The 22,352-nt window shown below is 29.0% G+C and carries 25 protein-coding genes and 2 tRNA genes; 16 read left to right on the top strand and 11 right to left on the bottom strand.

All coding sequences use genetic code 11. The features are described from left to right. Nucleotides 1-294 precede the first annotated feature (294 nt). The 4 genes from L8X38_RS05055 (at nt 295) to L8X38_RS05040 (ending at nt 5,135) form a co-directional block, all read left to right on the top strand. Nucleotides 295-1,707: an aspartate ammonia-lyase gene (locus L8X38_RS05055; RefSeq protein WP_263661463.1), complete on the top strand. Its 1,413-nt coding sequence runs from the start codon at nt 295-297 to the stop codon at nt 1,705-1,707. An 18-nt stretch (nt 1,708-1,725) separates the two neighbouring features. Then, nucleotides 1,726-3,060, top strand: a complete 1,335-nt coding sequence (locus tag L8X38_RS05050) for an anaerobic C4-dicarboxylate transporter (protein ID WP_133319185.1) — start codon at nt 1,726-1,728, stop codon at nt 3,058-3,060. 93 nt (nt 3,061-3,153) lie between these two features. Continuing rightward, on the top strand, nt 3,154-4,497 hold the full coding sequence (locus tag L8X38_RS05045) for a TrkH family potassium uptake protein (RefSeq protein WP_133319184.1): 1,344 nt from the start codon (nt 3,154-3,156) through the stop codon (nt 4,495-4,497). Next, nucleotides 4,494-5,135, top strand: coding sequence for a potassium channel family protein (locus tag L8X38_RS05040; RefSeq protein ID WP_133319183.1), 642 nt, complete (start codon nt 4,494-4,496; stop codon nt 5,133-5,135). Before L8X38_RS05045 ends, L8X38_RS05040 begins: the two co-directional genes overlap by 4 nt. Before the next feature lie 236 nt (nt 5,136-5,371). On the opposite strand, the gene L8X38_RS05035 is transcribed toward L8X38_RS05040, so the two are convergent. After that, nucleotides 5,372-5,448, bottom strand: a tRNA-Met gene (locus L8X38_RS05035). Nucleotides 5,449-5,574: 126 nt separating this feature from the next. Here L8X38_RS05035 and L8X38_RS05030 point away from each other — a divergent pair. Next, entirely contained in the window at nt 5,575-6,225 is a 651-nt protein-coding gene (locus L8X38_RS05030) for a putative metalloprotease CJM1_0395 family protein (protein WP_263661462.1), read from the top strand. Here L8X38_RS05030 and L8X38_RS05025 read toward each other — a convergent pair. Further along, a tRNA-Ser gene (locus tag L8X38_RS05025) sits at nt 6,226-6,313 on the bottom strand. Between the two features lie 53 nt (nt 6,314-6,366). Between L8X38_RS05025 and L8X38_RS05020 the strand changes: the two genes are divergently transcribed. Genes L8X38_RS05020 through L8X38_RS05005 form a run of 4 tightly spaced genes read left to right on the top strand, consistent with a single transcriptional unit; the run spans nt 6,367 to nt 9,891 of the window. Then, nucleotides 6,367-7,713, top strand: coding sequence for a hypothetical protein (locus L8X38_RS05020; RefSeq protein ID WP_263661461.1), 1,347 nt, complete (start codon nt 6,367-6,369; stop codon nt 7,711-7,713). Nucleotides 7,714-7,722: 9 nt separating this feature from the next. Continuing rightward, complete coding sequence (gene lpoB / locus L8X38_RS05015) at nt 7,723-8,343, top strand: penicillin-binding protein activator LpoB (RefSeq protein WP_263661460.1); 621 nt, start codon at nt 7,723-7,725, stop codon at nt 8,341-8,343. Further along, nucleotides 8,337-9,212 carry a CsgG/HfaB family protein gene (locus L8X38_RS05010; protein WP_263661459.1) on the top strand — a complete coding sequence of 292 codons (876 nt, stop codon included), beginning with the start codon at nt 8,337-8,339 and terminating at the stop codon, nt 9,210-9,212. Before lpoB ends, L8X38_RS05010 begins: the two co-directional genes overlap by 7 nt. A 1-nt stretch (nt 9,213) precedes the next feature. Then, nucleotides 9,214-9,891 carry a class I SAM-dependent methyltransferase gene (locus L8X38_RS05005; protein WP_263661458.1) on the top strand — a complete coding sequence of 226 codons (678 nt, stop codon included), beginning with the start codon at nt 9,214-9,216 and terminating at the stop codon, nt 9,889-9,891. On the opposite strand, the gene L8X38_RS05000 is transcribed toward L8X38_RS05005, so the two are convergent. Then, on the bottom strand, nt 9,881-10,732 hold the full coding sequence (locus tag L8X38_RS05000) for a radical SAM/SPASM domain-containing protein (RefSeq protein ID WP_263661457.1): 852 nt from the start codon (nt 10,730-10,732) through the stop codon (nt 9,881-9,883). The two genes, L8X38_RS05005 and L8X38_RS05000, sit on opposite strands and share 11 nt — an antisense overlap. Continuing rightward, nucleotides 10,722-11,750 (bottom strand): A/G-specific adenine glycosylase, encoded by a 1,029-nt coding sequence (gene mutY / locus L8X38_RS04995; protein WP_263661456.1) that lies wholly within the window; start codon nt 11,748-11,750, stop codon nt 10,722-10,724. The genes L8X38_RS05000 and mutY overlap by 11 nt, the downstream gene beginning before the upstream one ends. Nucleotides 11,751-11,839: 89 nt before the next feature. Between mutY and L8X38_RS04990 the strand changes: the two genes are divergently transcribed. The 6 genes from L8X38_RS04990 (at nt 11,840) to L8X38_RS04965 (ending at nt 16,067) form a co-directional block, all read left to right on the top strand. Beyond that, nucleotides 11,840-12,592: an SIMPL domain-containing protein gene (locus L8X38_RS04990; protein ID WP_263660360.1), complete on the top strand. Its 753-nt coding sequence runs from the start codon at nt 11,840-11,842 to the stop codon at nt 12,590-12,592. 62 nt (nt 12,593-12,654) lie between these two features. Further along, nucleotides 12,655-13,080 carry a DUF1104 domain-containing protein gene (locus tag L8X38_RS04985; protein ID WP_263661455.1) on the top strand — a complete coding sequence of 142 codons (426 nt, stop codon included), beginning with the start codon at nt 12,655-12,657 and terminating at the stop codon, nt 13,078-13,080. Between the two features lies 1 nt (nt 13,081). Further along, nucleotides 13,082-13,768 carry a response regulator transcription factor gene (locus tag L8X38_RS04980; protein ID WP_263661454.1) on the top strand — a complete coding sequence of 229 codons (687 nt, stop codon included), beginning with the start codon at nt 13,082-13,084 and terminating at the stop codon, nt 13,766-13,768. Then, the gene (locus L8X38_RS04975; protein ID WP_263661453.1) at nt 13,758-15,065 is read left to right on the top strand and encodes a sensor histidine kinase; all 1,308 of its coding nucleotides are present in this window, start codon (nt 13,758-13,760) and stop codon (nt 15,063-15,065) included. Before L8X38_RS04980 ends, L8X38_RS04975 begins: the two co-directional genes overlap by 11 nt. A gap of 8 nt (nt 15,066-15,073) precedes the next feature. Beyond that, entirely contained in the window at nt 15,074-15,763 is a 690-nt protein-coding gene (ung, locus tag L8X38_RS04970) for a uracil-DNA glycosylase (protein ID WP_133319173.1), read from the top strand. Nucleotides 15,764-15,812: 49 nt separating this feature from the next. Further along, the gene (locus L8X38_RS04965; protein WP_263661452.1) at nt 15,813-16,067 is read left to right on the top strand and encodes a zf-TFIIB domain-containing protein; all 255 of its coding nucleotides are present in this window, start codon (nt 15,813-15,815) and stop codon (nt 16,065-16,067) included. Nucleotides 16,068-16,087: 20 nt separating this feature from the next. Here L8X38_RS04965 and L8X38_RS04960 read toward each other — a convergent pair whose 3' ends face one another. Both L8X38_RS04960 and L8X38_RS04955 read right to left on the bottom strand, forming a co-directional pair. Then, complete coding sequence (locus L8X38_RS04960) at nt 16,088-16,924, bottom strand: ATP-binding protein (protein ID WP_263661451.1); 837 nt, start codon at nt 16,922-16,924, stop codon at nt 16,088-16,090. Between the two features lie 66 nt (nt 16,925-16,990). Then, nucleotides 16,991-17,872, bottom strand: a complete 882-nt coding sequence (locus tag L8X38_RS04955) for a helix-turn-helix domain-containing protein (protein WP_133319170.1) — start codon at nt 17,870-17,872, stop codon at nt 16,991-16,993. A gap of 109 nt (nt 17,873-17,981) precedes the next feature. On the opposite strand from L8X38_RS04955, the gene L8X38_RS04950 reads away from it, so the two are divergent. Further along, nucleotides 17,982-18,521, top strand: a complete 540-nt coding sequence (locus L8X38_RS04950; protein ID WP_133319169.1) for a superoxide dismutase family protein — start codon at nt 17,982-17,984, stop codon at nt 18,519-18,521. A gap of 28 nt (nt 18,522-18,549) precedes the next feature. Here the strand turns inward: L8X38_RS04950 and L8X38_RS04945 are convergent, their stop codons facing one another. Genes L8X38_RS04945 through L8X38_RS04925 form a run of 5 tightly spaced genes read right to left on the bottom strand, consistent with a single transcriptional unit; the run spans nt 18,550 to nt 22,352 of the window. Next, nucleotides 18,550-19,071, bottom strand: coding sequence for a flagellar FLiS export co-chaperone (locus L8X38_RS04945; RefSeq protein WP_133319168.1), 522 nt, complete (start codon nt 19,069-19,071; stop codon nt 18,550-18,552). A gap of 42 nt (nt 19,072-19,113) precedes the next feature. Continuing rightward, nucleotides 19,114-19,704, bottom strand: coding sequence for a hypothetical protein (locus tag L8X38_RS04940; RefSeq protein ID WP_263661450.1), 591 nt, complete (start codon nt 19,702-19,704; stop codon nt 19,114-19,116). Nucleotide 19,705: 1 nt separating this feature from the next. After that, nucleotides 19,706-20,533 (bottom strand): MlaD family protein, encoded by an 828-nt coding sequence (locus L8X38_RS04935; protein WP_263661449.1) that lies wholly within the window; start codon nt 20,531-20,533, stop codon nt 19,706-19,708. Then, nucleotides 20,533-21,255, bottom strand: a complete 723-nt coding sequence (locus L8X38_RS04930) for an ABC transporter ATP-binding protein (RefSeq protein ID WP_263661448.1) — start codon at nt 21,253-21,255, stop codon at nt 20,533-20,535. The genes L8X38_RS04935 and L8X38_RS04930 overlap by 1 nt, the downstream gene beginning before the upstream one ends. After that, nucleotides 21,252-22,352: an MlaE family lipid ABC transporter permease subunit gene (locus tag L8X38_RS04925; protein WP_412175442.1), complete on the bottom strand. Its 1,101-nt coding sequence runs from the start codon at nt 22,350-22,352 to the stop codon at nt 21,252-21,254. Before L8X38_RS04925 ends, L8X38_RS04930 begins: the two co-directional genes overlap by 4 nt.

The raw sequence follows: 22,352 nt of genomic DNA, 5'->3' as shown, positions 1-22,352 counted from the left end.
GATGATAGCTTATAATCAAATTATCTGAAAAATCATACCCATTACAATCATAACTTCAACAAATACTTCAAAAAAATATACAAAAAATAAATATAATTAATATCATTATAAATAAAATTATTCATAAAATATCCACTATTTAGAAAATGAATATCAATACTTTATATTATTTTATATATTTTTATTAAAATTAGAAAAAATTGGAAAATTTTATGAAACTTTTATAAAAAATTGTTATATAATACCTATTAAGTTCATAAACGAAACTTAAATAAAACCCACAAGGAGTACATCATGGGAACAAGAAAAGAACACGACTTTATTGGTGAGTTAGAAATTTCTGATGAAGTTTATTATGGAGTGCAAACTTTTAGAGCACTAGAAAACTTCAATATGAGTGGTAGAAGACTGCAAGATTATCCTTATTTTGTAAAAGCTTTTGCTCAAGTTAAAAAAGCAGCTGCTCTAGCTAACAAAGAAGTTGGAGTTCTTGATGCAGATAAAGCTGATGCTATTGCTAAAGCTTGCGATAGATTGATTGCTGGTGAATTTTTAGATCAATTTGTTGTGGATATGATCCAAGGTGGTGCTGGTACTAGCACAAATATGAACACTAACGAAGTTATCACAAATATTGCTCTTGAAAGTATGGGTCATAAAAAAGGAGAATATCAATACCTTCACCCAAATGATCATACAAATTTAGGTCAATCTACAAACGATACCTATCCAAGCTCAATCAAAGTAGCAACCTATGCAAAACTTAGTGATCTTTTAAAAGCTATGGAAGGTTTAAAAGCTGAATTAGAAGCTAAAGCTAAAGAATACAAAGATATCATCAAAATGGGTAGAACAGAACTTGAAGATGCGGTTCCTACAACCTTAGGAAACACTTTCAATGCTTTTGCTAGCTATATTAAAAGTGATATTGAAAAGATCACAGCAGCTCGTGAATCAATGAGCTATTTAAATTTAGGTGCTACAGCTATTGGAACAGGAATTAACTGCCACCCTGATTATAAATTTGTGGTTGAGAAAAAATTAAAAGAAATCACTGGTGTTGATTTTAAACCTGCTGAAGATTTCATTGCAGCTACTCAAGATACAGCTGATTTTGTACATGTAAGTGGCGCATTAAAAACTGCAGCTGTAAGATTATCTAAAATCGCAAATGATTTAAGGTTGATGAATTCAGGTCCAAGATGCGGTCTAGCTGAAATTAGTTTGCCTGCTATGCAACCGGGTAGTTCTATTATGCCAGGTAAAGTAAACCCTGTAATTTGTGAAGCAGTTGGCGAAGCTTGCTATGAAGTTATAGGTAATGATGTTACTATTATGCTTTGCTCTGAAAGAGGTGAATTTGAACTTAATGCTTTTGAGCCAGGCATTGCTTATGGGTTATTTAACTCGATCGTATTGCTTGAAAATGCAATGAAAACTTTAGCTGAAAAAGCTATTAAAGGATTAAAAGCAAATCCTGAAAACTGCAAAAAACTTGTATTAAATTCAATCGGAATCGTGACTGCATTTAATCCTGTTTTAGGTTATGAAAAATCTGCAAGTATTGCAAAAGAAGCTCTAGAAACTGGAAAAGCAGTAGGTGATATTTGTCTTGAAAGAGGCTATTTACCAAAAGAAAAAATTGATGAGATTTTAACACCAGAAAATATGTTAAATCCTCATATGACAGAAAAAAGAAAAGCTTAATAACTTAGGAGTTTAATCATGGATATTATGATTATTTTACAACTTGTTGTCTTCCTTGGGGCAATATTCATAGGTATCCGCCTTGGAGGCATAGCAATAGGCTATGCCGGAGGTTTGGGTGTTGTTATTTTAGGTCTTGTTTTAGGCATGAAGCCAGGTAATATTCCTTGGGATGTTATTTTAATCATTGCTGCTGCTATTGCTGCGATTTCTGCAATGCAACAAGCAGGTGGCTTAGACTACATGGTAAAAGTTACTGAAAGAATTTTGCGTAAACACCCAAAATTCATTAATTATCTTGCACCAGCTTGTGGTTGGTTACTTACTATTTTAGCAGGTACTGGTAATGCAGTATTTTCATTAATGCCTGTTGTTATTGATGTTGCAAAATCTCAAAATATTAAGCCATCAGCTCCACTTTCATTAATGGTTGTTGCTTCACAAATTGGTATTACAGCTTCTCCAGTTAGTGCTGCTGTTGTTTATATGACTGGTGTATTAGAGCCACTTGGCTGGAACTATCCTGCATTAATTGGAATTTGGATTGTAACTACTTTTGCTGCTTGTATGATTACAGCTTTTATTGTAAGTTTAATTACTCCAATGGATCTTAGCAAAGACCCTGTATATCAAGAACGCTTAAAAGCTGGTCTTGTAAAAAGTGCTTCAGATGTTTTACATAGTGAAGATAAACCGGGTGCAAAACTTTCAGTTGCTATATTTTTATTTACGGTATTAGCAGTTGTTCTTTATGCTACTGCAATTTCTAATAATATTAAATGGATCGATCCTGTAGTTATCCCAAGAGATGCTGCAATTATGAGCTTTTTATTAACTGCTGCAACTTTAATTACATTCTTATGTAAAGTTGAACCTGCAAAAATTTTAGATACAAGTGTATTTAAATCAGGTATGACAGCTTGTGTATGTGTATTTGGTGTTGCTTGGCTTGGAAATACTTTCGTTGCAGGCCATGAAGCAGGTATTAAAGAAGTAGCGGGTGAATGGGTTAAACAAACTCCTGCTATGCTTGCAGTTGCTTTCTTCTTTGCTAGTATGCTTTTATACTCTCAAGCAGCTACTGCAAAAGCTATTGTTCCAGTTATCGTTGCTGCATTAGGAATTTCAGCTACAAATCCTGCAGATTCTTATATGCTAGTTGCTTGTTTTGCTGCTGTTTCAGCACTTTTTGTACTTCCAACCTATCCTACTTTATTAGGTGCAGTTCAAATGGATGATACAGGTACAACAAGAATTGGAAAATTTATATTTAATCACGCATTCTTTATCCCGGGTGTATTGGCTATTGCTATTGCTGTTTCATTAGGATTTTTAGCAGTAGGAATGCTTTAATGCTCTTACTTTCCGCTTTTAGCGGAAAGTTTTCTTCTTTTACTTATTAACTAATTTTAAGTAGAATATTTTTTTAATTTTTAAAGAAATAAAATGGCAAAATTATCTTTAGATAGAAATAATATAAGAATCTTATTTATAGGTTATATACTTATAGCTCTTTTTGGCACTTTCATCCTTATGCTACCCATTATGCACACTAAACCAATATCTTTTTTAGATGCATTTTTTACTAGTGCTTCAGCTGTAAGTATGACAGGACTCATTGTGCTAAATACTTCATTAGATTTTAGTTTTTATGGACAGCTTGTTATTTTACTACTTATCCAAATAGGTGGTTTAGGCTATATGAGTATAGCCATGGCTTTATATATTTTAGTACGGAAAAAGATGAGTTTTGGAGAAAAAAATCTTTTAAGAGAATCCTTAATTTATCCTGGTGCTGATGGGCTTGTGGGATTTTTGAAAAAGGTTTTATTTTTTGTATTTGCTATTGAAATTGTTGGTGCTGTTTTATTATTTTTAAGATTTAAATTAGATATGAATTTAACTGATGCTCTATGGGCTAGTATTTTTCACTCCATTTCTGCTTTTAATAATGCAGGTTTTAGCATATTTGAAAGTGGCTTAATGCCTTATAGGGATGATTTTTGGATTAACTTTATCATTACCTCTTTGATTATTATTGGCGGTTTGGGCTATTTTGTATTGCTAGAATTATACTTTTTTTCAAAAAAACGCTTTGCTAGTCTAAGTCTGCATACAAAGCTTGTTTTAATTTCCACTATTATACTAATCATTTTTGCAAGTTTGATTGTGTTTTTATTTGAATATCACAACCCAAAAAGCATAGGAGAATTTTCTCTTTTTGATAAAATTATGAGTGCATATTTTACAGCGGTAAATTACCGAACTGCAGGATTTAACACTCTTGATCTTAGCACCTTTAAGGATGCAAGCTTATTTTTTGGATCTTTGTTTATGATTGTAGGTGGTGCACCAGGTGGAACTGCGGGGGGCATTAAAGTAACTACTATTGCAGTATTATTAATTTATGCATATTGGAGTATCAAAGATAGTAATGCAAGAATTTTTAACTTTGAAATTCCAAGCGAAACTATTAATAAAGCTTTCATTATAGCAGTAAGTTCAATTGTTTATATTATTACCTGCGTGTTGCTTTTATCTTTGATTGAAGATGATAAAAGTTTTTTACCTTTGCTTTTTGAAACAAGTTCAGCATTTGCCACAGTAGGTGTTTCAGTTGGCGATGGTGGGACCTTATCACTTAGTGCGCTTTTTAGCTCCGAAAGTAAACTTATTGTTATTTTACTAATGCTTAGCGGTAGAGTGGGCGTGCTTGCGTTTTTATTTAGTATATTTTTTAAAGAAAAAGAAAAATATTTAAATTATCCAAAAGGAAAAATCATACTATGAAAAAAGAAACTTATGGTATTATAGGACTTGGAAGATTTGGCTCTGTTTTAGCAAAAGAACTTATTGACCAAGGCAAAAGAGTTATTGTTTCAGATATTGATGAAGAAGCTGTTAAAGAGTTGCAAGATCATGCAGATTTTGCTTATATCTTAGATTCTACTCACACCATAGCTTTGAAAGAAGCGGGCTATTCAAATGCTGATGTTGTCATACTTAGTATAGGTGAAAATCTAGAATCAAGCATACTTACCTTCATGGCCTTAAAAGAAATAGGGGTAAAAAATATCATAGCTAAAGCAAATTCTTCTACACATGGACAAATTCTTTCAAAACTTGGGGTTAATAAAGTCATCTATCCTGAAAAAGAATCTGCAAAGCGTTTGGCTAAAATTCTTATCACTAATCCAAATTTTGAAATCATAGATCTTTCAGCCAACACCATAAAGGTAGCAAAACTTTTAATCGATGAGAATTTAGCGGGGAAAACTTTGCAATCCATTGGACAAAATTTAAAAGTCATTGCACACAAACAACATGATACTTGGAGCATTATGCCAAATCTAGAAAATACCGCTTATTTAAACGATATATTAATGCTACTTGGCACTCAAGAAGAACTTAATCAATATGATTATTGAAGATTTAAATGCTACTTTTACTTTGCACTATCAATATGATAAATCTAGAAAAGAAACTCTAGTGCACGGCTACACAGACCCGATCCATACCCTAGGTCACTAAATTTTTAATGTCCTTGTAAAATAAGGGCATTACAATAAATTAAATATAATCAAAAAACTATACTTATAAGCATTCTTGAAAGCTAATTTAGAAAATATAAAAAATAAATATAACATTAAAAAGATATTTTAAGTGGTGTCAAGGGGGAGACTTGAACTCCCGACCTCCGGCTTATGAGACCAGCGCTCTAGCCAGCTGAGCTACCCTGACATAAAAAGAAGTTAAAATTATACTTTATTTTGCTTAACATTTTATAAAATACTTATTTTATAAATTTTATATATTTTTTAACTTTTTTGTGCTAAAAATATGAAATTATATTTAAAAAGGATTTTAATGCAAATTAGCTCAAGTTATGGCGGTGCCTTTTATACGCAAAATCCTTATCAAAACAAAGACAAAGAACAAACAAAAGAAAATATTTCTGAAAAAGAAAACCCACAGCAAACAAAAGAAAATAAAAACGATCAAGAAAAAGATGAAAAAACTCAAAAAGTTAATGGTAAAGACTTAAGTAGTGAAGAAGTAAAACAGGTACGAGAGCTTGAAAAAATCGACAGAGAAGTAAGGGCTCATGAAGCAGCCCACCAAGCAGCAGGTGGAGCCTTAGCAGGAGCTGCAAGTTTTGGCTATACAAGAGGTCCTGATAATAAAATGTATGCAGTTGAAGGAGAAGTGCCTATAAGAATGCAAAAAGGCAATACTCCTGAAGAAACTATAGCCAATGCTATGCAAGTAATTGCTGCAGCTATGGCACCAGCTGATCCTAGCCCCCAAGATTATAAAGTAGCAGCTAATGCTATGCAAATGCAAAATGATGCACGCACCGAACAAGCTAAAATAAAAGCAGAAGAATCAAAAACTCAAAATGATAAAAATAAAGACGAAGACGATAAAAAAGCAAATCCAAATTCTAAAGCCATAAAATCATACACACAAAATTCATCACAAGATTACATAGGAAGTCAGTATAACAAAAGTGCATAGTGGCAGAGAGGAAGGGATTCGAACCCTCGGTGAGTTGCCCCACACACGCGTTCCAGGCGTGCTCCTTCGACCACTCGGACACCTCTCTAAAAATGAAAATTATAACTTATTTTTTTAAATTTATACTAAAAAAGGGATATTATGAAGCTTTATTACTCTTGTTTTTATCTTTTTATTTTACTTTTTTTAAGTGCTTGTTCAAATCATGCTAATGTTAATTTATCTTATGAAAAAGCCTTTATAAACAAACAATGTAATGAAAATACTTTAACTTTAAAAAATGCAGACAAAGACACTATATACACAGGGTTAAATTTAGCCTCTTTAGCAAGAGTTTGTAAAGATTATGAAAAAAGTAATGCTTTTTTTGATAAAGCAGAAGAGGCTTACAAATATGATGTAGATTTACAAAACGGGCTTCAAAAAGCCGCAAGAAATTTTAGCGAAATTTTACTTAATGACACCATCAATGATTATCAAGGTTATTTTTATGAAAGGATTATGCTAAATACCTACAAAGGTTTAAATTATATGAGCTTGGGAGATTTTAAAAATGCAAGAGTAGAGTTTAACAGAGCTTTATACAGACAAGATAGAATGAAAGAATATTTTTATGATTATATACAAAAAGCTCAAGAAGAATACCAAAAAGAACTTCAAAAAGATAAAAAAACATATGCGAGTTTTCAGCAAAATTTAAGCCCTATCTATAAACAATATGATAATCTTCTTAGCACATTTAACGCAAATAAAAATTATACTAATATCTATGCTAGTTATCTTAGTGCTTTATTTTTCTTTTTTGATAAAGATTATATTAAAGCTTATGATCTTTTAAAAGAAGTAGCATTAAGCGATGTAAAAAACAAACAACTTCAAAAACAATTTCAAGTATTTGAAAAATTCACTCATTTAAAAACATCCTTCCCTCAACAAAAATATATTTTTATCATTTATGAAGATGGTTTTAGTGCTACAAAAGAAGAATTTGATCTTACCCTGCCATTTGTTTTTAATGATAATCTTGCAAATATTAGTGTAGCTTTTGCTTATTTAAAATCAAGAAATGCTTCTTATAAATTCTTGCAAAGTCAAGATGAAAAAACACAAAATCTAATTTATTTTGATGATATTATAGCAAGTGAATTTAAAACTCTTTTACCCTCTATGGTGATGAAAACCCTAGCCTCAAGCGCTCTTAAAACTTCAATTAATTTAGCCATAGCTAATAATGATTCTAGTGGCTTTTTATCATTTATTAGCACTGTTAGCACTGCTTTAATCAATAAAGCAGATCTTAGAATGTGGCAAGCTTTACCAAAAAGTGCTAGTATTTTAATGCTAAAAAATGAAGGTTTAGTTAAAATTTATAATGATAAAGAAAAAATAATCTTTGAAGATGAGCTGGAAAAAGATAAAAATTATATTGTGCTTATAAGATCTTTTGTGCCAAATTCAAATATTATTTACAAAATTAAAGAAAAATAAGGAGATAAAATGAAAAAAAGTTTATTTTTTATGGTTTTTGCGCTTTTGATTTTCAGCGCTTGTTCTTCACAACCAAAATATACTGATGGTAAAGCTTCGCAAAAAGTTCAAGGAAACGCACTTACTTTAGGACTTGATAGAGAAGATTTTGAAAAAACTGCTGAAGGTATGATACAAAGCTTGCTTAGTGATCCTGCTTTTGCAAATTTAAATAGCTCTAATAGAAAAGTTATTGCCATAGGAAAAATCATCAATGACACCCCGCAAAGAATAGACACAGATAAACTCACTTCGAAAATTACCATAGCATTAAGAAAATCTGGTAAATTTATACTAACAACCGCTGTAGCAGCAGGTGGAGCAAAAGATAGTTTATCTCATGATGTAAGAGATTTAAGAGACAATGAAGAATTTAATCAAAATTCCATAGCTAAAAAAGGCACACTTTTGGCCCCAAATTTCTCACTTTCTGGTAAAATCAGACAAGATACCGTTAAACTTTATAATGGCAAAATCCAAACTGAATATTTTTTCCATTTAATTCTTACAGATTTAACTAGCGGTTTAGCTTTTTGGGAAGATGAAAAAACTATTGATAAAACAGGTAAAAGCAAGAGTGTAACATGGTAAAAAAACTACTAATTCTTTTTTTCGCTCTTGTTTGTTTTTGTCAAGCACAAAGCGCTTTAAACAAAAAAAGTTATGGTGAGGGTTTTGGAAATACAAGAAGTGAAGCAATAAAAAATGCCATCAATGAAGCTCTTGGGAAAATGGAGGGCTTAAAACAAGTTAAGCTTAAAAAATTCGAATTTAGTTTTAACGGAAATTTCAATATAGGTTATGATGAAGAAATAGACTTAGTTAGCAATGGAGTTTTTAATAGCTATGATATTAAATCTTTAACTCAAACAAATCAAAATGAATTCCATGCAAAAGTTGTGATTTACAAAAAACTTTATAGTGAAAAAAATCTTGAAGATAAAAGTTCGCTAATTATCATCAATAAAGTTAAAGATGAACTTTCAGCTAAATTTGAACAAGAGCTTTTAAGCGTTTTGCTCCAAAGTAAAAAATTTAGAATTTTAGATAGAGCAAATCTTGATCTTTATAATCAAGAAAAATCTTTACTTATAAAAAATGCAAGCGATGATGAACTTGTTAAGCTTTATAATGTTTTAGGGGCTGATTTTTTACTTATTTTAAACCCTAAAATAACACAAACACAAAATGAAATTAACACTCAAACTTATAATATTAACATTGATTATCGTTTGATAGAATTTGCTACAACTCAAATCAAAGCTTCCAATACCTTAGAATTTAAAATGAGTTCTACAAGCAAATCAAGCAAACAAAAAGCCCTTAGAGGTATAGCTACAAAAATTACCGAAGATATTTTTAAACATTCTAAAGACAATGACAAAGAAGAAGAAATAGAACATGGTTTGGATGCAAACTATCAAATCAACAATGAGGGTGGAGTTAATTTAGGTTTTTAAAATGCAAAAAGCATGGGATATTAATGCAAAATTTTGGGATATACAAATGGGAGATGATTCTAATGAATTTCATAAAAAAGTTGTGCGTCCTAAAGTTGAAGAATTGCTAAACATACAAGATAATGATTATATTCTAGATATTGCTTGTGGAAATGGAAATTTTTCCGCTTATATGTGCAAAAAATACAACATAAATGTTTATGCTTTTGATTATAGTGATCAAATGATAAAATTAGCAAAACAAAGATGGAAAAATTTTTTACACAAAATTCATTTTCAAACTATAGATGCTACTGATAAATTAACTTTGCAAAATTTAGCTAAAAAACACACCTTTAGCAAAGCTGTTTCAAATACGGCTATCATGGATGTGGAAAATATCCAGCCCTTATTTAAAAGTCTTTATTCTCTACTAAAAGAAAATGGAATTTTTGTTTTTGCTACTCAACATCCTTGTTTTGTAACATTAACTAAAAAATATCTTAGTCCGCATAATTATCTTGGGCATGCATTTGAAAAACAACCTGTAAAACATCACTACTACCACCGTTCTTTAGAAGAAATTTTTAACACTTGTTTTAAAAATGGTTTTATCATAGATGGATTTTTTGAAGAACCTTTTTTAGATGAAGAATTTCCTGAAATCATAATTGTCCGAGTAAGGAAAATCAGTTTTTAAATTGCAAAAACTCACATCTTTTGCAAAGATCAGCTTTTAGAATTCCTTGCTTGAAACCTTCTTTTAATTCTATATATAAAGACGAATTTAAAAGCTCGCTAAAATCTTTTTCAAAACAATTTCCAAGTTTTATATCCCCTTTAGTATCCAAACAACAAGGCACTAAAGTTCCATCGCTTAAAATAGCAATTTGTCCATTTAAAGCATGACAACACCCATTCTCCCTAATAACCTCATCTTTCAAAGAAGGCCATTTAAAAAGCCTAGCTTGGTGTAATATAACATGCCTTTCTAGGCGATTTTTAGCTTTTTGCTTTTGAATTTTTACTTTAAAATTTTGCTCTAAAAAATCATAAATTTTCTCATTTTCTAAAGGTGGGTTGAAATTTTTATCTAAATTCCAAAGTCTTAAATTGATAAAAGAATTGTTTTTATTTTCTAAGTGCAAAAAAATAAGTTTTAAAACAGGCTCAAAGTATTCTTTTAAGCTCATTCTACTTTGAGATAAAAAAGCACCCAAAGAGATATTAATTTGGTGTATATTTTTAAAACTTAAAGCAAGATTGATTTTTTCTTCATCAAAATAAAATCCACTCGTAGTAAGCTCTATTTGCATATTAAATTTAAAAGCTATTTTTAGATACTCTTTTAAATTTAAAACCCTTAAAGGATCTCCAAGCACATGAAAAGTAAAAAGCTTGGCATGACTATGCACACTTTTGCAAATTTTTTCAAAATTTTCAAGGCTCATTTGTTTTCTTTGCGCTTTTTGACTAGGACAAAAATCACATTTTAATCCACAAATATCACTTAATTCTATATAAATTTTCTCAAAATGCATAATCACTCTTTTTAAAAAGCTCAAACGCTTTTAAGGCAAGTTTTGAAAGTGCAAGATGTTCTAATTCTTTATAAGAAAATGCTTTTGCTTTGAAATCTTCAAAATCATCATCTTTTAAAAAATACACCTTGGCATTAATTTTATATTTGGTGTAAGAGTGTTTAAATTCACCTATGAATTTTGCATTTTTTTCTTTATTGTATTCTAAAAAATTATACATATTAAAATATAGCTTTTCTTTGCTTTTGATAAGCAAAAACTGCTCATTTTTTTGCACTATGAGTATATTTAAAATAATATTTTCATATTGAGTTTTTTTAGATACATGAAATTTTTCATATTCATTTTTTCCACTACAAAAACTCTCTATGGGGCAAAGCTTGCATTTTGCATTTTTAGGTAAACAAATCAAAGCCCCTATATCCAACAAAGCTTGATTATGATCAAATGCATTATCATAGTTTAAAAACTCTTTTGCTTTTTGCGTTAAAAGTTTAGAGTTTGGATTTTGCAAACTATAAAATCTACTCAAAACTCTTTTAATATTTGCATCCACAAAAGCTTTAGCTTGTAAAAAACCAAAACAAGCTATAGCACCAGCTGTATATTCTCCAATACCAGGAAGTTTTTGAAGCTCTTTAATGTCAAATGGTAATTTTGCATTAAATTCTTGCACACAAATTTTTGCACATTTATGTATATTCCTAGCTCTAGTATAATACCCAAGTCCTTGCCAAGCTTTTAAAACCTCATCTTCGCTTGCCATAGAAAGCGCTTTTAAAGAAGGAAATTTAGCTAAAAACTGAAAATAATAATTTTGCAAAACACTCTTTACTTGAGTTTGTTGTAACATAATCTCGCTAATATAAACAGCATAAGCATTGTCAATATTTTTTAGCTTTTTTAAATCATCCTCGCTACCATATTTTCTATATTCTTTATGCAAAATACGCCAAGGAAGGTTTTTTCTACCATTCTCGTTATACCATTTTAAAATACTTTCATGAATTTTTCGCATTAAAACTTTCTTTGTTTTTAAAAATTATACAATCTATTCTTAAAAGCTTTATGTTAAAATTAAAAAAATATTTTTAAAAAGGAGTAAAAATGAAAAGTTTTTTAAAAGGTTTAGGATTAGGATTACTTTGTTTAGTATTGTTTGTACTAGGAGTAGTTTTTAATACTGAATTTTTAGGTTTAAAAAATCATAATAAACAAAATGTAGAATTTTCAAGAAATATAGAAGTATCAAATGAAATCATGCCAAATGTTTTTAATGCTGTTTTAAATTTTAGCGCGAGCGAAGAACTTAGTAAAAAAACTATCATCTCTAGTGATGAAAAAAATCATATTGCTAAAACTTTCAAAGAAATTTCAGATCGTATTGCCAAAGAAGACTATTGTAAAGGTGGAAGTTATACTTTAGAGCCAAGTTATAATTATTATCAAGGAGTAAAAACACTTAATGGGTATAGATTGTATTCTAATTTCACTTGTCAAATCCCACAAAATAAAAATAAAGACTATGAAAATCTTATAAAAGATATAGAAAATATCAGCAATACTAATACTTTAATTTCTTTTAATACTAAAGCCTTGCAAGCAGGATTTGACGAAGCAACCTTAGAAGCAAACAAAGAAGATTTATACGATCTTGCGCTTAAAAAAGCTTTTGAAAAAGCTCAATATTATTCTAAAACTTTAACAAAAACTTGCATAGTAAAAAATGTTCATTTTGATAGTTGTAATATCAAATACAATTCTCCAAGTTTAGCAGCTAGTGCAGATAGTGTAGTGCTTCCTGTTATTAAAAATGAGAAGCAAAGCTTAAAAGCTAATGTGCTTTTTGTTTGTCAATAAATTTTATTTTGGCTTTATCTTGGGTTTTTATAATTTCTCATCATTAATTTAAAGGAGAAAAAATGAAAAAAATTATAGGTTTATTTATTATGGGTTCTTTAGCAGCCTCTTTAGCATTTAGTGCTGATTTTTCCAAAAAAAGCAATGATGAAATTTTAAATCTTGCAAAAAGCGTAAAAGCACAAGATCAAGCTGACTTAATTATAGAAATGAAAAAGAGAATGAATGAGATGAAATACAAAGACGCAAAAGTTTTTCATCAACAATTTAAAAGTAACTTACGCGAAAACATCTCTAAACTTTCTCCTCAAGAAAGAAGTCAAAGAAAGGCTATCGTTCAAGAAGATATGCAAAAACTAACCGATGAAATGAGTGGCAAAGAAATACGAGATTTAAATTTACATCATTATAACAAAAATGAACACAAAGCCCATAAAATGAATCATCAAGGGCATAGTGCAAATCATGGAAATTGCTCAATGAGATAAAATGGCAGCAAAAATTCTACTCTTAGAAGATGATTTAAGTTTAAATGAAATCATCAATGAAGCCTTAAGCGATGAAGGTTTTAAAGTCTCTTGTGTATATGATGCACAAGAGGCACTAGAAAAAGCTTATGAAGAAAATTTTGATCTTTGGATTTTTGATGTTAAAGTTCCAAAAGGCAATGGTTTTGAAGTATTAAAGGAATTAAGAGAAAGTGCTAAAAACACTCCTGCTATATTTTTAACTTCTTTATCCATGCTTGATGATGTAAAACAAGGATTTTTATCAGGTTGTGATGATTATATTAAAAAGCCTTTTGATGTTGATGAGTTAATTATCCGTGTAAAAAATATCATTAAAAGAAATTTTAGTCATCAAAAGGAAGACTTAATCTTGCTTAGCTCTTCAAAAAATATTTCTTTTGATCCTATCAATAAAACCCTTTATCAAAATGAAGAAATTATCAACCTAACTAATAAAGAAAAAGAACTCCTAGCTTTACTTTTAAAAAAACGCCCTCATTTTGTAAATATAGAAACTATTTTTGACGAAATTTGGAGTTTAGATGAAGAGCCTGTGATCATGAGCCTTAGAGTGTATATCAAAAATTTAAGAAAAATTCTTGGTAAAGACCTTATCATCAATCAAAGAAATATAGGCTATGCCATTAGGCTAGAAAATGAAAAGTGAAAACTTTAATAATACCATTTTTAAAATTCTAGCCCTTTATATCATCACAAGTGGCATATTTTTAACGATTTTTTTTATTACTTTTTATCAAAAAGAAGCAAATTATATACGATTAAATCAAATCACACACTCATACACTCACTATAATTATATTTTACAAAATATCATTGAAGCAAGACACGATAAAAATTTATTAAACAAAGATGATTTTTCTTATATTTCTAAAAAAATAAATACTCAATTTGCTATTGTTGCAAACAATCAAATCATTTTTAGTAATTTAACTTTTGATGCTTTAAAAATATTAACACAGCTTAAAGAAAACAACTTTATTTACAACGAAAACAAAAGATTATTCATAGATTTTTCAAGGATTAGAAATCTTAATACTTATATAGATACGAGTAATTTAAGAAAACCAAAACACCATTCTCATTTTTTGAGACATAAAAATATCCATATCATTATAGAAACAGAAGATCTTGGCTTTAAAAAAGAACAATACCGCAAAGATAACTACAATAATTTAGATATTAACGATTATGCTAATGAACTTTGGAAACTAAAATTAAAAACTATTTTTTATACACTTATATGTATTTTACTACTTGCTATAATTGCTTATATACTCATCTTGCTTGTTTTTAAAAATATCAAAGAACAATTTAAAACACTCAATGATTTTATTAAAGATACCACGCATGAAATTAACACACCTTTGAGCGTGATTTTAGCTAGTATTAAAAAATTTGATGATACAAATTTAAATCCAAATAACACTAAAAAACTAAATCATATCAAACTAGCAAGTAAAAATTTAAATCATATCTATCAAAACCTCATAGCCTTAAATTTTTTCTTACAAAAAGAAAATACAAAAGAAGATATAAATTTAAAAGAGCTTTTAGAACAAAGATTAGAATATTTTGACACTTTAATCTCTCAAAAAAATCTCATCATTGAAAAAGAGCTTTTAGAGCAAAATTTCTATGCAAATAAAGAAGAAATGCAAATTTTACTTGACAATCTTTTAAGCAATGCCATAAAATACACCAATACTAATAAAAAAATCTTTATTTGTTTAAAAGAAAAAACACTTAGTATTAAAGATGAAGGTCAAGGTATGAGCGCTAAAGAAATTACTCAAATTTTTACACGCTACAAACGCTTTAATCAAGACCAAGGTGGTTTTGGCATAGGCTTAAATTTAGTCAAACAAATAGCCGATAAAAACAATATCAACATAAAAGTTTTGAGTAAAAAAGATAAAGGAAGTGAATTTATACTTTCTTGGTAGGGATAAAAATGGAAATTTGCTTAGAAAAAATTAAAATAGATAACGCTTGGAAAGAATTTTTAAAAGAAGAGTTTTTAAAGCCTTATTTTTTAGAAATAAAAACTCATTATATCAATGCTTTAAATGAAAGAAAAACTATATATCCACCCGCGAATTTAATCTTTAATGCTTTTAATCTAACCCCTTTACAAAATTTAAAAATCATACTTTTAGGACAAGATCCTTACCACAACCCTCATCAAGCCATGGGTTTGAGCTTTAGCGTGCCAATGGGTGTTAAAATTCCCCCATCTTTACTTAATATCTATAAAGAATTGCAAGATGATTTAAACATCCCTATAGCAAAACATGGTGATTTAAGTAAATGGGCTAAACAAGGAATTTTACTTTTAAATTCTATTTTAAGTGTAGAAGCAAATAAACCTGCCTCACATGCACATTTTGGTTGGCAAAAATTTACCGATGCGGTTATATCAAAACTTAGCAATGAAAAAGAAGGATTGATATTTTTACTTTGGGGAAATTATGCTAAAAATAAAAAAAATTTAATCAACCCTCAAAAACACTTTATCCTAGAAGCAGCACATCCTTCGCCTTTAGCAAGAAATGCTTTTTTAGGTTGCAAGCATTTTTCAAAAAGTAATGAAATTTTATCAAAACTTGGTAAAAGTCTTATTGATTGGAATTTAAACCCTTAATTTACTTAAAACTTATATACTTTCAAAAATTTTCAAAAAAAGGAATACAATGACTTGTCCAGCTTGTGTAAATACTGACTTATTGATGAGCGAAAGAAATGGAGTTGAAATTGATTATTGTCCAAAATGCCGTGGTGTTTGGCTTGATCGTGGTGAGCTTGATAAAATCATAGAAAGAAATTCTTCTCAAAGCACGCAACAACCTCAACAACAAAATTATAACCAACAAGCAAACTATCATCATAATAACGGCTATAAATACAAGAAAAAAGAAAGTTGGCTTGGGGAATTATTTGACTTTTAAGCCCAAAGGCTTAAAAGTTTTTATATTTTTACTTTAATTAAAGCATTTTCTGCCATTTTTGGCACCCATAAATACTCACCATCAAAAAACATATCTGCAGGACCTTTTATAGAGGCTAAATCAAGTTTTATTTCTTTGTTATCTTTTAGAGTATAAATATATCCTTGAAGATTTTTACCCCAACTTGACACTAAAAGATTTTTATTTTTATCATATACAATGCCATCAAATTGTTCTATTTTTTTGCTTAATTCTTGAATTTTCTTTGAATTTAAATCAATACTAATGATTTTCCCACCTGCTTTATCACTTGGATCATAACCTACTACAAATAAAGTATTTTTATCTATTAACAATCCATTTGGGCCACCATATTTTGAATCTAAATGGATAAAGTTTTCATATTTTTTATCCTTTAAAAATACTTTGTGAATGCATCCTGTACCTGTGTCACTAACTAATAATGTGTCATTATTTAACACAGCAATATCATTTAAAAATACCGCATTTTTTATAGGAAGTTTGAAAATTTCTTTTTTATTTTTTATATCAAAGCCATATAAAATATCAATATCAACCACATATAAAACATCACCTATTTTAGACATACCTTTTGGAGCATTAAGACCTTTTATAAATTCTAATTCCAAAATTTTTCCATCTTTATCTAATTTTGAAATAAAACCATCATTGTCTTTATTTAATGGAGTTAGCTCTTTTCCTACATTAGATACATAAACTGCATTTTTATCTACATATACACTTTCAGGATGTGCAAAACCTTTAAATTCTTGAACCTCTAAAGCATTTGCACTGCAAAATGCAAATAAGGCCAAAGTTAAAATACTTTTTTTCATAATTGTTACCTTTCTTAAATTTTATTAACAAATTCTAATAAAAAACCAAAATAAAATCTATCATTTTTAAGATAAAAAATATAAGTTTTTTGACTTTTGTTCTTGTTTTGGGGTAATGCCATATCTTTTTTTATATCTTGCTATAAACCAAGCAGGAGAATTAAATCCAAGTTCATAGCAAATTTGAGTGATATTTTTCGTAGAAAATTCAAGTAAAAATTTAGCTCTTTCAAAACGCTTGTTATCAAGCCATTCTTTAGGAGTAATACCAAAACTTTGTTTAAAATTACGACTAAAACTTGCTATATCCATTTTACTAAATTTGGCCATAGAAGCTACACTTTCAAAGTCATTTTGACAATATGCAAACATCTTATAAAGCTCTAATTTAAAACCACTTAAAATGGCTTTTAAAAAAGCTAAAAACTCTGCATTATCTTCACTATATAATAAAGACAAAAACAATTCTTCAAATTTTAATCTAAGCAGATATTCATTTTTCTCATTAAATTCATTTATACAAGGTAAGAAAGACTCGAAAATACCTTTAGTTATCAGATTAGTTTTTAAGCTAAATAAGCTTTTAGCATATTTTGGAGAATCTAATTTACAAATTAATTCTTGATATTTAAAAATAAGTTCTATTAAAATACTTTCCTTAAAACACAAAATAATAGATTCATATATATTTTCATCATTTAAATAATCTCTAATGGAAAAAGAATTTTTTGTAAAAAACACAAGCTCATCTTTTTTTACATTAAACTGATTATCCATAGTATAAATACTTTTAGAACCTTTTAAAATAAATACTAAAGCATAATCTTTAAATACAACTTCTTGATTTTTATCATTTGAAAAATCTTTTTGATACCAACATAAAGAAAAAAAAGTATTTTTTAAAACATTTTGACTGATTTTTTCAAGATCTTTTGGAAAAATTAACATATATACCTTTTTATAAGTTTTTTGATTATTTATATAATACAATAAAAAATATTTTTTATTAAGAATTTATGTTACAATATAATTAATTTCAATTAAAAAAGGAGAAAAAATGAAAAAAATCATTCTAGGTTCTTTACTAGCATCAAGCTTTTTATTTGGAGCAAATTTAGAAAATTTTAATCCAAAAGCACAAAAAGATCATTTAGTTATCAAAATGGAAATTCTTGATAAAAAAGCTAATAAAGATGCAGGCGAAGTTGTAGCAGTACAAACTCCTTATGGGGTAGCATTTTATCCAAATCTTAAAGGTTTAGAAAGTGGAATTCATGGCTTTCATGTTCATGCAAATGCTGATTGTGGAGCAACTGATAAAGGTTTAGGTATGAAAGCAGGTGGACACTGGGATCCTGAAAAAACAGATGCTCACTCAAGCCCATGGGATGATAAAGGTCACAAAGGGGATTTACCACCACTTTATGTAGAAAAAGATGGTAAAGCAACTAACCCTGTATTAGCGCCAAAAATCAAAACTCTTGATGAGCTTAAAAATCATGCTCTAATGATACATTTTGGAGGAGACAATCACAGCGATCATCCTGCAGCACTTGGCGGTGGCGGTGCTAGAATGGCATGTGGTGTTATAAAATAAAAATCTAAAGGCTTTTTAGCCTTTAGTGTTATTTAAAAAGCTTAGTAAAATCAAAATCACCCATAAAATCATGGCTTGATCCGCCAAAACTTTGACTAGGACTATAAGTAGCAATAGCCACTGCAAGCTCACTAAGCATAGAAGCTATTTCTTCTCTTTTATCGACTATATAAGCTTTCATACCTTCATAATCACTAGTTTCTAAAATTTTTAAAGGATTATAAATTTCAAAAGCAAATGCCTTTGAACCAACATTTACATTATAATTATTATCAAATAAAGCATTACCTAAAAATGAGCAATTATCTACTATTTTCAAACTTTCACTAGCAATTAAAACTTTATCTTGCACATCTTCATAGTTTTTATCTTCTAGAAGTTTTGAAATTTTTTTCAATGAAGAATCTAAAATTTGCAAAGCACCTATAAAGTCATTAGCATCAGTAATATCTTCACTAAATTTTTGCGTTTGATGTTTTAAATTCGCACCATCTATACTTGAACCTACTTGTCCTAAATGTTTTTGTAAGATTTCTAATTCATCTCTCATAATACACCTTCCTTGTTATTGCTATAACAAGAAAAGCATTTTTTATTCCAAATTTTGATCTATCCAAACTCTAAAATCTTTAGCAAAAAGCAAAAAAACCTCATCATAGTTTTGGATTAAAATTTGAGGATTATTATCATTTAATTCTTTTTCATAGTAAAAGTACTTACTCGCTATAAGTTTTTTAGTGTTTATTTGCACTAAATTTAAATTAATACCAAACTTTATTTTAGAATGCATCTCATCACTAAAATCTTGCTCTAAAATATCCACTTTACTTTCTAAAACATAATCAGCACTAGCTAGACTATCTTGATTTAAAACTGCTTTAAATACCCCCAAATCTTGCAAATGAAATTCCAAAAAAGATTTTATCATTAAAGCAGGATTTTCTTTCCAAAAATGATAGGCATAGGTATTGATAGTATAATCTTTTTTATAAAAAATTTCATTAGTATAAGCTAAGCCTTTAGGTAAGGAAACTATAATAGTTGCATTTTTTTTATTTTGACTTTGCTCTAGCTTTTCTAAATTAATACTAAAATATTTATTTGCAGGTAAAGTTTGACTTGGATTAATCAAAGAGCAAGCACTAAAAAAAATAGCTATTAAACTAATATATAAATATCTCATTTTATTCTCCTGGAGCATATTGAGTAGCCTTATCTTTATAAATTATATCTGAAGGATTTTGCTTTAAAATATTTAGTAATTGCGTAAAGTCTAAAAACAAAACTCTTAAAATATCTAAATTTTCATTTAAAAGCATTCTACTTTTATTAAGCTCATTAAATTGGTCATTAGCATTGTTTAAAAAATTTGAAAATTCATCTGCACTTTTGCCAAGTTTAGAGCTTGTTTTATTTAAATTTGCTAAGAATGCTGGTACATTAGCATTTAAATGTGCAGAAAATTCTGATGAATTTTGCAAAATTTGCTCTATGTTTTTTAAATTTTTATCACTTAAGAGTTTTTCTAATTTTATTTTTGAACTTGTGATTAGTTCTAATAAATTTGAAGTTTGCTTATCTATGCTTGCAAAAAAACTTTCTTTTGATTTTATAATAGGATAAACATCATCACCTGCTCTCAAAACACTAGCTTCCTCACTACCTCCTGCAAGCTGAATAAATTTAAATCCTGTTATGCCTTGAATTTGCAAACTTGCATAAGTATCTGTTTTAACAACCAAACTAGAATCAAGCTTAACTAAAATTTTTACTCTTAGTTGCTTACTTGAGCTATCTATACTGATATTTTCAACACTTCCAACATCTACTCCTAAAAATTTAACTGGAGCTTTTACACTAAGTCCTGCAACTGATTCTTCCATATAAATTTCATAATATTTGAATGATTTTTCATCTTTTAAATTTCCATACCACACTATAAAAAACAAACTGATAAAAAATAACACACAAACAAAAATTCCAATCAAAATATAATTTGCTTTGTTTTCCATTATTGCATAAACCTCTCATAAAGTCTTGGATTTTGCTCTTGCAAAGCCTCGACATTTCCTAAAAAACCAACTTTTTTTTCTTCTATAATCAAAAAGCGGTTTAAAACATTTTTCATACTCTCTTTATCATGAGTAATTAAGACTACACATAATTTAAAGCTTTGTTTTAAACTCAAAAGCAACTCATCAAATTCTCTTGAGCTATAAGGATCAAGCCCAGAAGTTGGCTCATCTAAAAAAAGTAATTTAGAATCAAGTGCCAAAGCTCTAGCTATGGCCACTCTTTTTTTCATACCCCCACTTAACTCACTAGGATAAAGCTTTGCCACGCTCTCATCAAGCCCTACCATCTTAAGCTTCATCATAGCTATTTCTTTAATGTCGTTTTTGCTAAGTTTTGTGTATTCAACCAAAGGTATGCTAATGTTTTCAAGTATATTAAAAAAGCTAAATAATGCTCCATATTGAAAAACAACACCCCATTGTTTTTGCAAAAACAAAGCATCTTCATCGCTTATATTTTTTAATCTCTTACCTAAAATTTCATACTCTCCCTTATCAAAATGCTCAAGCATTAACATTTGTCTTAAAAGCACAGATTTACCACTACCACTGCCACCTAAAATGCCAAAAATTTCATTATCATGCACTTCAAAACTAATATCTTCATGTACACATTTACTTCCAAAATAAGTGCTGATATTTTTAGCCTTTATAATCAAAATCCAGCCTTTGTTAAAAATACAGAAAAAATCGCATCAAAAGCTATCACCCAAAAAATAGCATTTACCACACTTTTTGTCGTATAAACACCTATACTTTCGGTAGTTTTTTGTACAAAAAATCCTCTAAAACAAGCAATAGAAGCAATCAAAAATCCAAAAATAGGTGCTTTTATAAGTCCTATGATAATATGTTTTAGCTCCACTGCTTCTTTAAAACGACTCATAAACTCACTCGCACTAATTTCTAAACTAAACCAAGCAACTACAATTCCACCTATAATACTTAAAATATCAGCTACTATTACTACCAAAGGCATAGCAAGCGCTAAAGCTAAAACTCTAGGTAAAATGATAAATTCACTTTCTTTAAAACCCATAGTTTTCATCGCATCAATTTCATCAGTAAGTTTCATTACTCCAATTTGAGCTGTATAAGAACTTGCACTCCTGCCTGCAATAACAATAGCACTAATTAATGGTGCAAGCTCTCTAGTGGCAGAAATTCCCATTAAATCGACAATATAAATATTAGCTCCAAATTGTGCAAGTTGATACGCAGCTTGATAAGCAAGCACCACACCCACAAGCAATGAAGTTAGCATAATAATAGGTAAAGCATTAATAGCGCTATTTTCTACATGATATAAAAATGCCTTAAAGCGAAGTTTTTTAGGGTTTAAAAGTGTTTTAAAACAAGTATAAATAATAAGTCCTATGAAATTTAAAAACTGCACTAAAATTGTAAAAGAATTTGCAACTTTCTTTCCTAAATTTTCAAAAAAATCTTTGATTGTTTTTTTAGCTTCATAAGAATCACAAAAGCTTTTGTAGTGTTTTTGACAAAGTTCAAAAAGCTTAGCATGCTCACTTTTAAGATTTATCCTACTAAACTCAAAACCTTTTTGCTTAAATTCATTTTCTAAAGCTAGAAAATACCTAATCCCAGCAGTATCTATAAAATCTAAATTTGCAAAATCAAAAATAATATTTTTTTGAGTAGGAAAATCTAATTTTTCCAATTTTCCTACGCTTGTTTTATCCCATATACCAAAGACGCTAAAAATACATTCTTGATTTTTAACATCTTTGATTAT

This window comes from Campylobacter sp. CNRCH_2014_2452 (assembly GCF_025772865.1).
Taxonomy (GTDB): Bacteria; Campylobacterota; Campylobacteria; order Campylobacterales; family Campylobacteraceae; genus Campylobacter_D; species Campylobacter_D lari_D.
Note: the sequence above shows the minus strand (reverse complement) of the source record. Positions and strands in the feature narration are given on the sequence as shown.

Bases quoted from the DNA above. Each gene is read 5' to 3' on its own strand.
- ung (WP_133319173.1), top strand. From the start codon at position 15,074: ATGGAAATTTGCTTAGAAAAAATTAAAATAGATAACGCTTGGAAAGAA.
- L8X38_RS04975 (WP_263661453.1), top strand. From the start codon at position 13,758: ATGAAAAGTGAAAACTTTAATAATACCATTTTTAAAATTCTAGCCCTT.
- lpoB (WP_263661460.1), top strand. From the start codon at position 7,723: ATGAAAAAAAGTTTATTTTTTATGGTTTTTGCGCTTTTGATTTTCAGC.
- L8X38_RS05010 (WP_263661459.1), top strand. From the start codon at position 8,337: ATGGTAAAAAAACTACTAATTCTTTTTTTCGCTCTTGTTTGTTTTTGT.
- L8X38_RS04990 (WP_263660360.1), top strand. From the start codon at position 11,840: ATGAAAAGTTTTTTAAAAGGTTTAGGATTAGGATTACTTTGTTTAGTA.
- L8X38_RS05005 (WP_263661458.1), top strand. From the start codon at position 9,214: ATGCAAAAAGCATGGGATATTAATGCAAAATTTTGGGATATACAAATG.
- L8X38_RS04935 (WP_263661449.1), bottom strand. From the start codon at position 20,533: ATGGAAAACAAAGCAAATTATATTTTGATTGGAATTTTTGTTTGTGTG.
- L8X38_RS05055 (WP_263661463.1), top strand. From the start codon at position 295: ATGGGAACAAGAAAAGAACACGACTTTATTGGTGAGTTAGAAATTTCT.
- L8X38_RS04945 (WP_133319168.1), bottom strand. From the start codon at position 19,071: ATGAGAGATGAATTAGAAATCTTACAAAAACATTTAGGACAAGTAGGT.
- L8X38_RS05020 (WP_263661461.1), top strand. From the start codon at position 6,367: ATGAAGCTTTATTACTCTTGTTTTTATCTTTTTATTTTACTTTTTTTA.
- L8X38_RS04965 (WP_263661452.1), top strand. From the start codon at position 15,813: ATGACTTGTCCAGCTTGTGTAAATACTGACTTATTGATGAGCGAAAGA.
- L8X38_RS05030 (WP_263661462.1), top strand. From the start codon at position 5,575: ATGCAAATTAGCTCAAGTTATGGCGGTGCCTTTTATACGCAAAATCCT.
- L8X38_RS04950 (WP_133319169.1), top strand. From the start codon at position 17,982: ATGAAAAAAATCATTCTAGGTTCTTTACTAGCATCAAGCTTTTTATTT.
- L8X38_RS04955 (WP_133319170.1), bottom strand. From the start codon at position 17,872: ATGTTAATTTTTCCAAAAGATCTTGAAAAAATCAGTCAAAATGTTTTA.
- L8X38_RS04940 (WP_263661450.1), bottom strand. From the start codon at position 19,704: ATGAGATATTTATATATTAGTTTAATAGCTATTTTTTTTAGTGCTTGC.
- mutY (WP_263661456.1), bottom strand. From the start codon at position 11,750: ATGCGAAAAATTCATGAAAGTATTTTAAAATGGTATAACGAGAATGGT.
- L8X38_RS05045 (WP_133319184.1), top strand. From the start codon at position 3,154: ATGGCAAAATTATCTTTAGATAGAAATAATATAAGAATCTTATTTATA.
- L8X38_RS05050 (WP_133319185.1), top strand. From the start codon at position 1,726: ATGGATATTATGATTATTTTACAACTTGTTGTCTTCCTTGGGGCAATA.
- L8X38_RS04980 (WP_263661454.1), top strand. From the start codon at position 13,082: ATGGCAGCAAAAATTCTACTCTTAGAAGATGATTTAAGTTTAAATGAA.
- L8X38_RS04960 (WP_263661451.1), bottom strand. From the start codon at position 16,924: ATGAAAAAAAGTATTTTAACTTTGGCCTTATTTGCATTTTGCAGTGCA.
- L8X38_RS05040 (WP_133319183.1), top strand. From the start codon at position 4,494: ATGAAAAAAGAAACTTATGGTATTATAGGACTTGGAAGATTTGGCTCT.
- L8X38_RS05000 (WP_263661457.1), bottom strand. From the start codon at position 10,732: ATGCATTTTGAGAAAATTTATATAGAATTAAGTGATATTTGTGGATTA.
- L8X38_RS04985 (WP_263661455.1), top strand. From the start codon at position 12,655: ATGAAAAAAATTATAGGTTTATTTATTATGGGTTCTTTAGCAGCCTCT.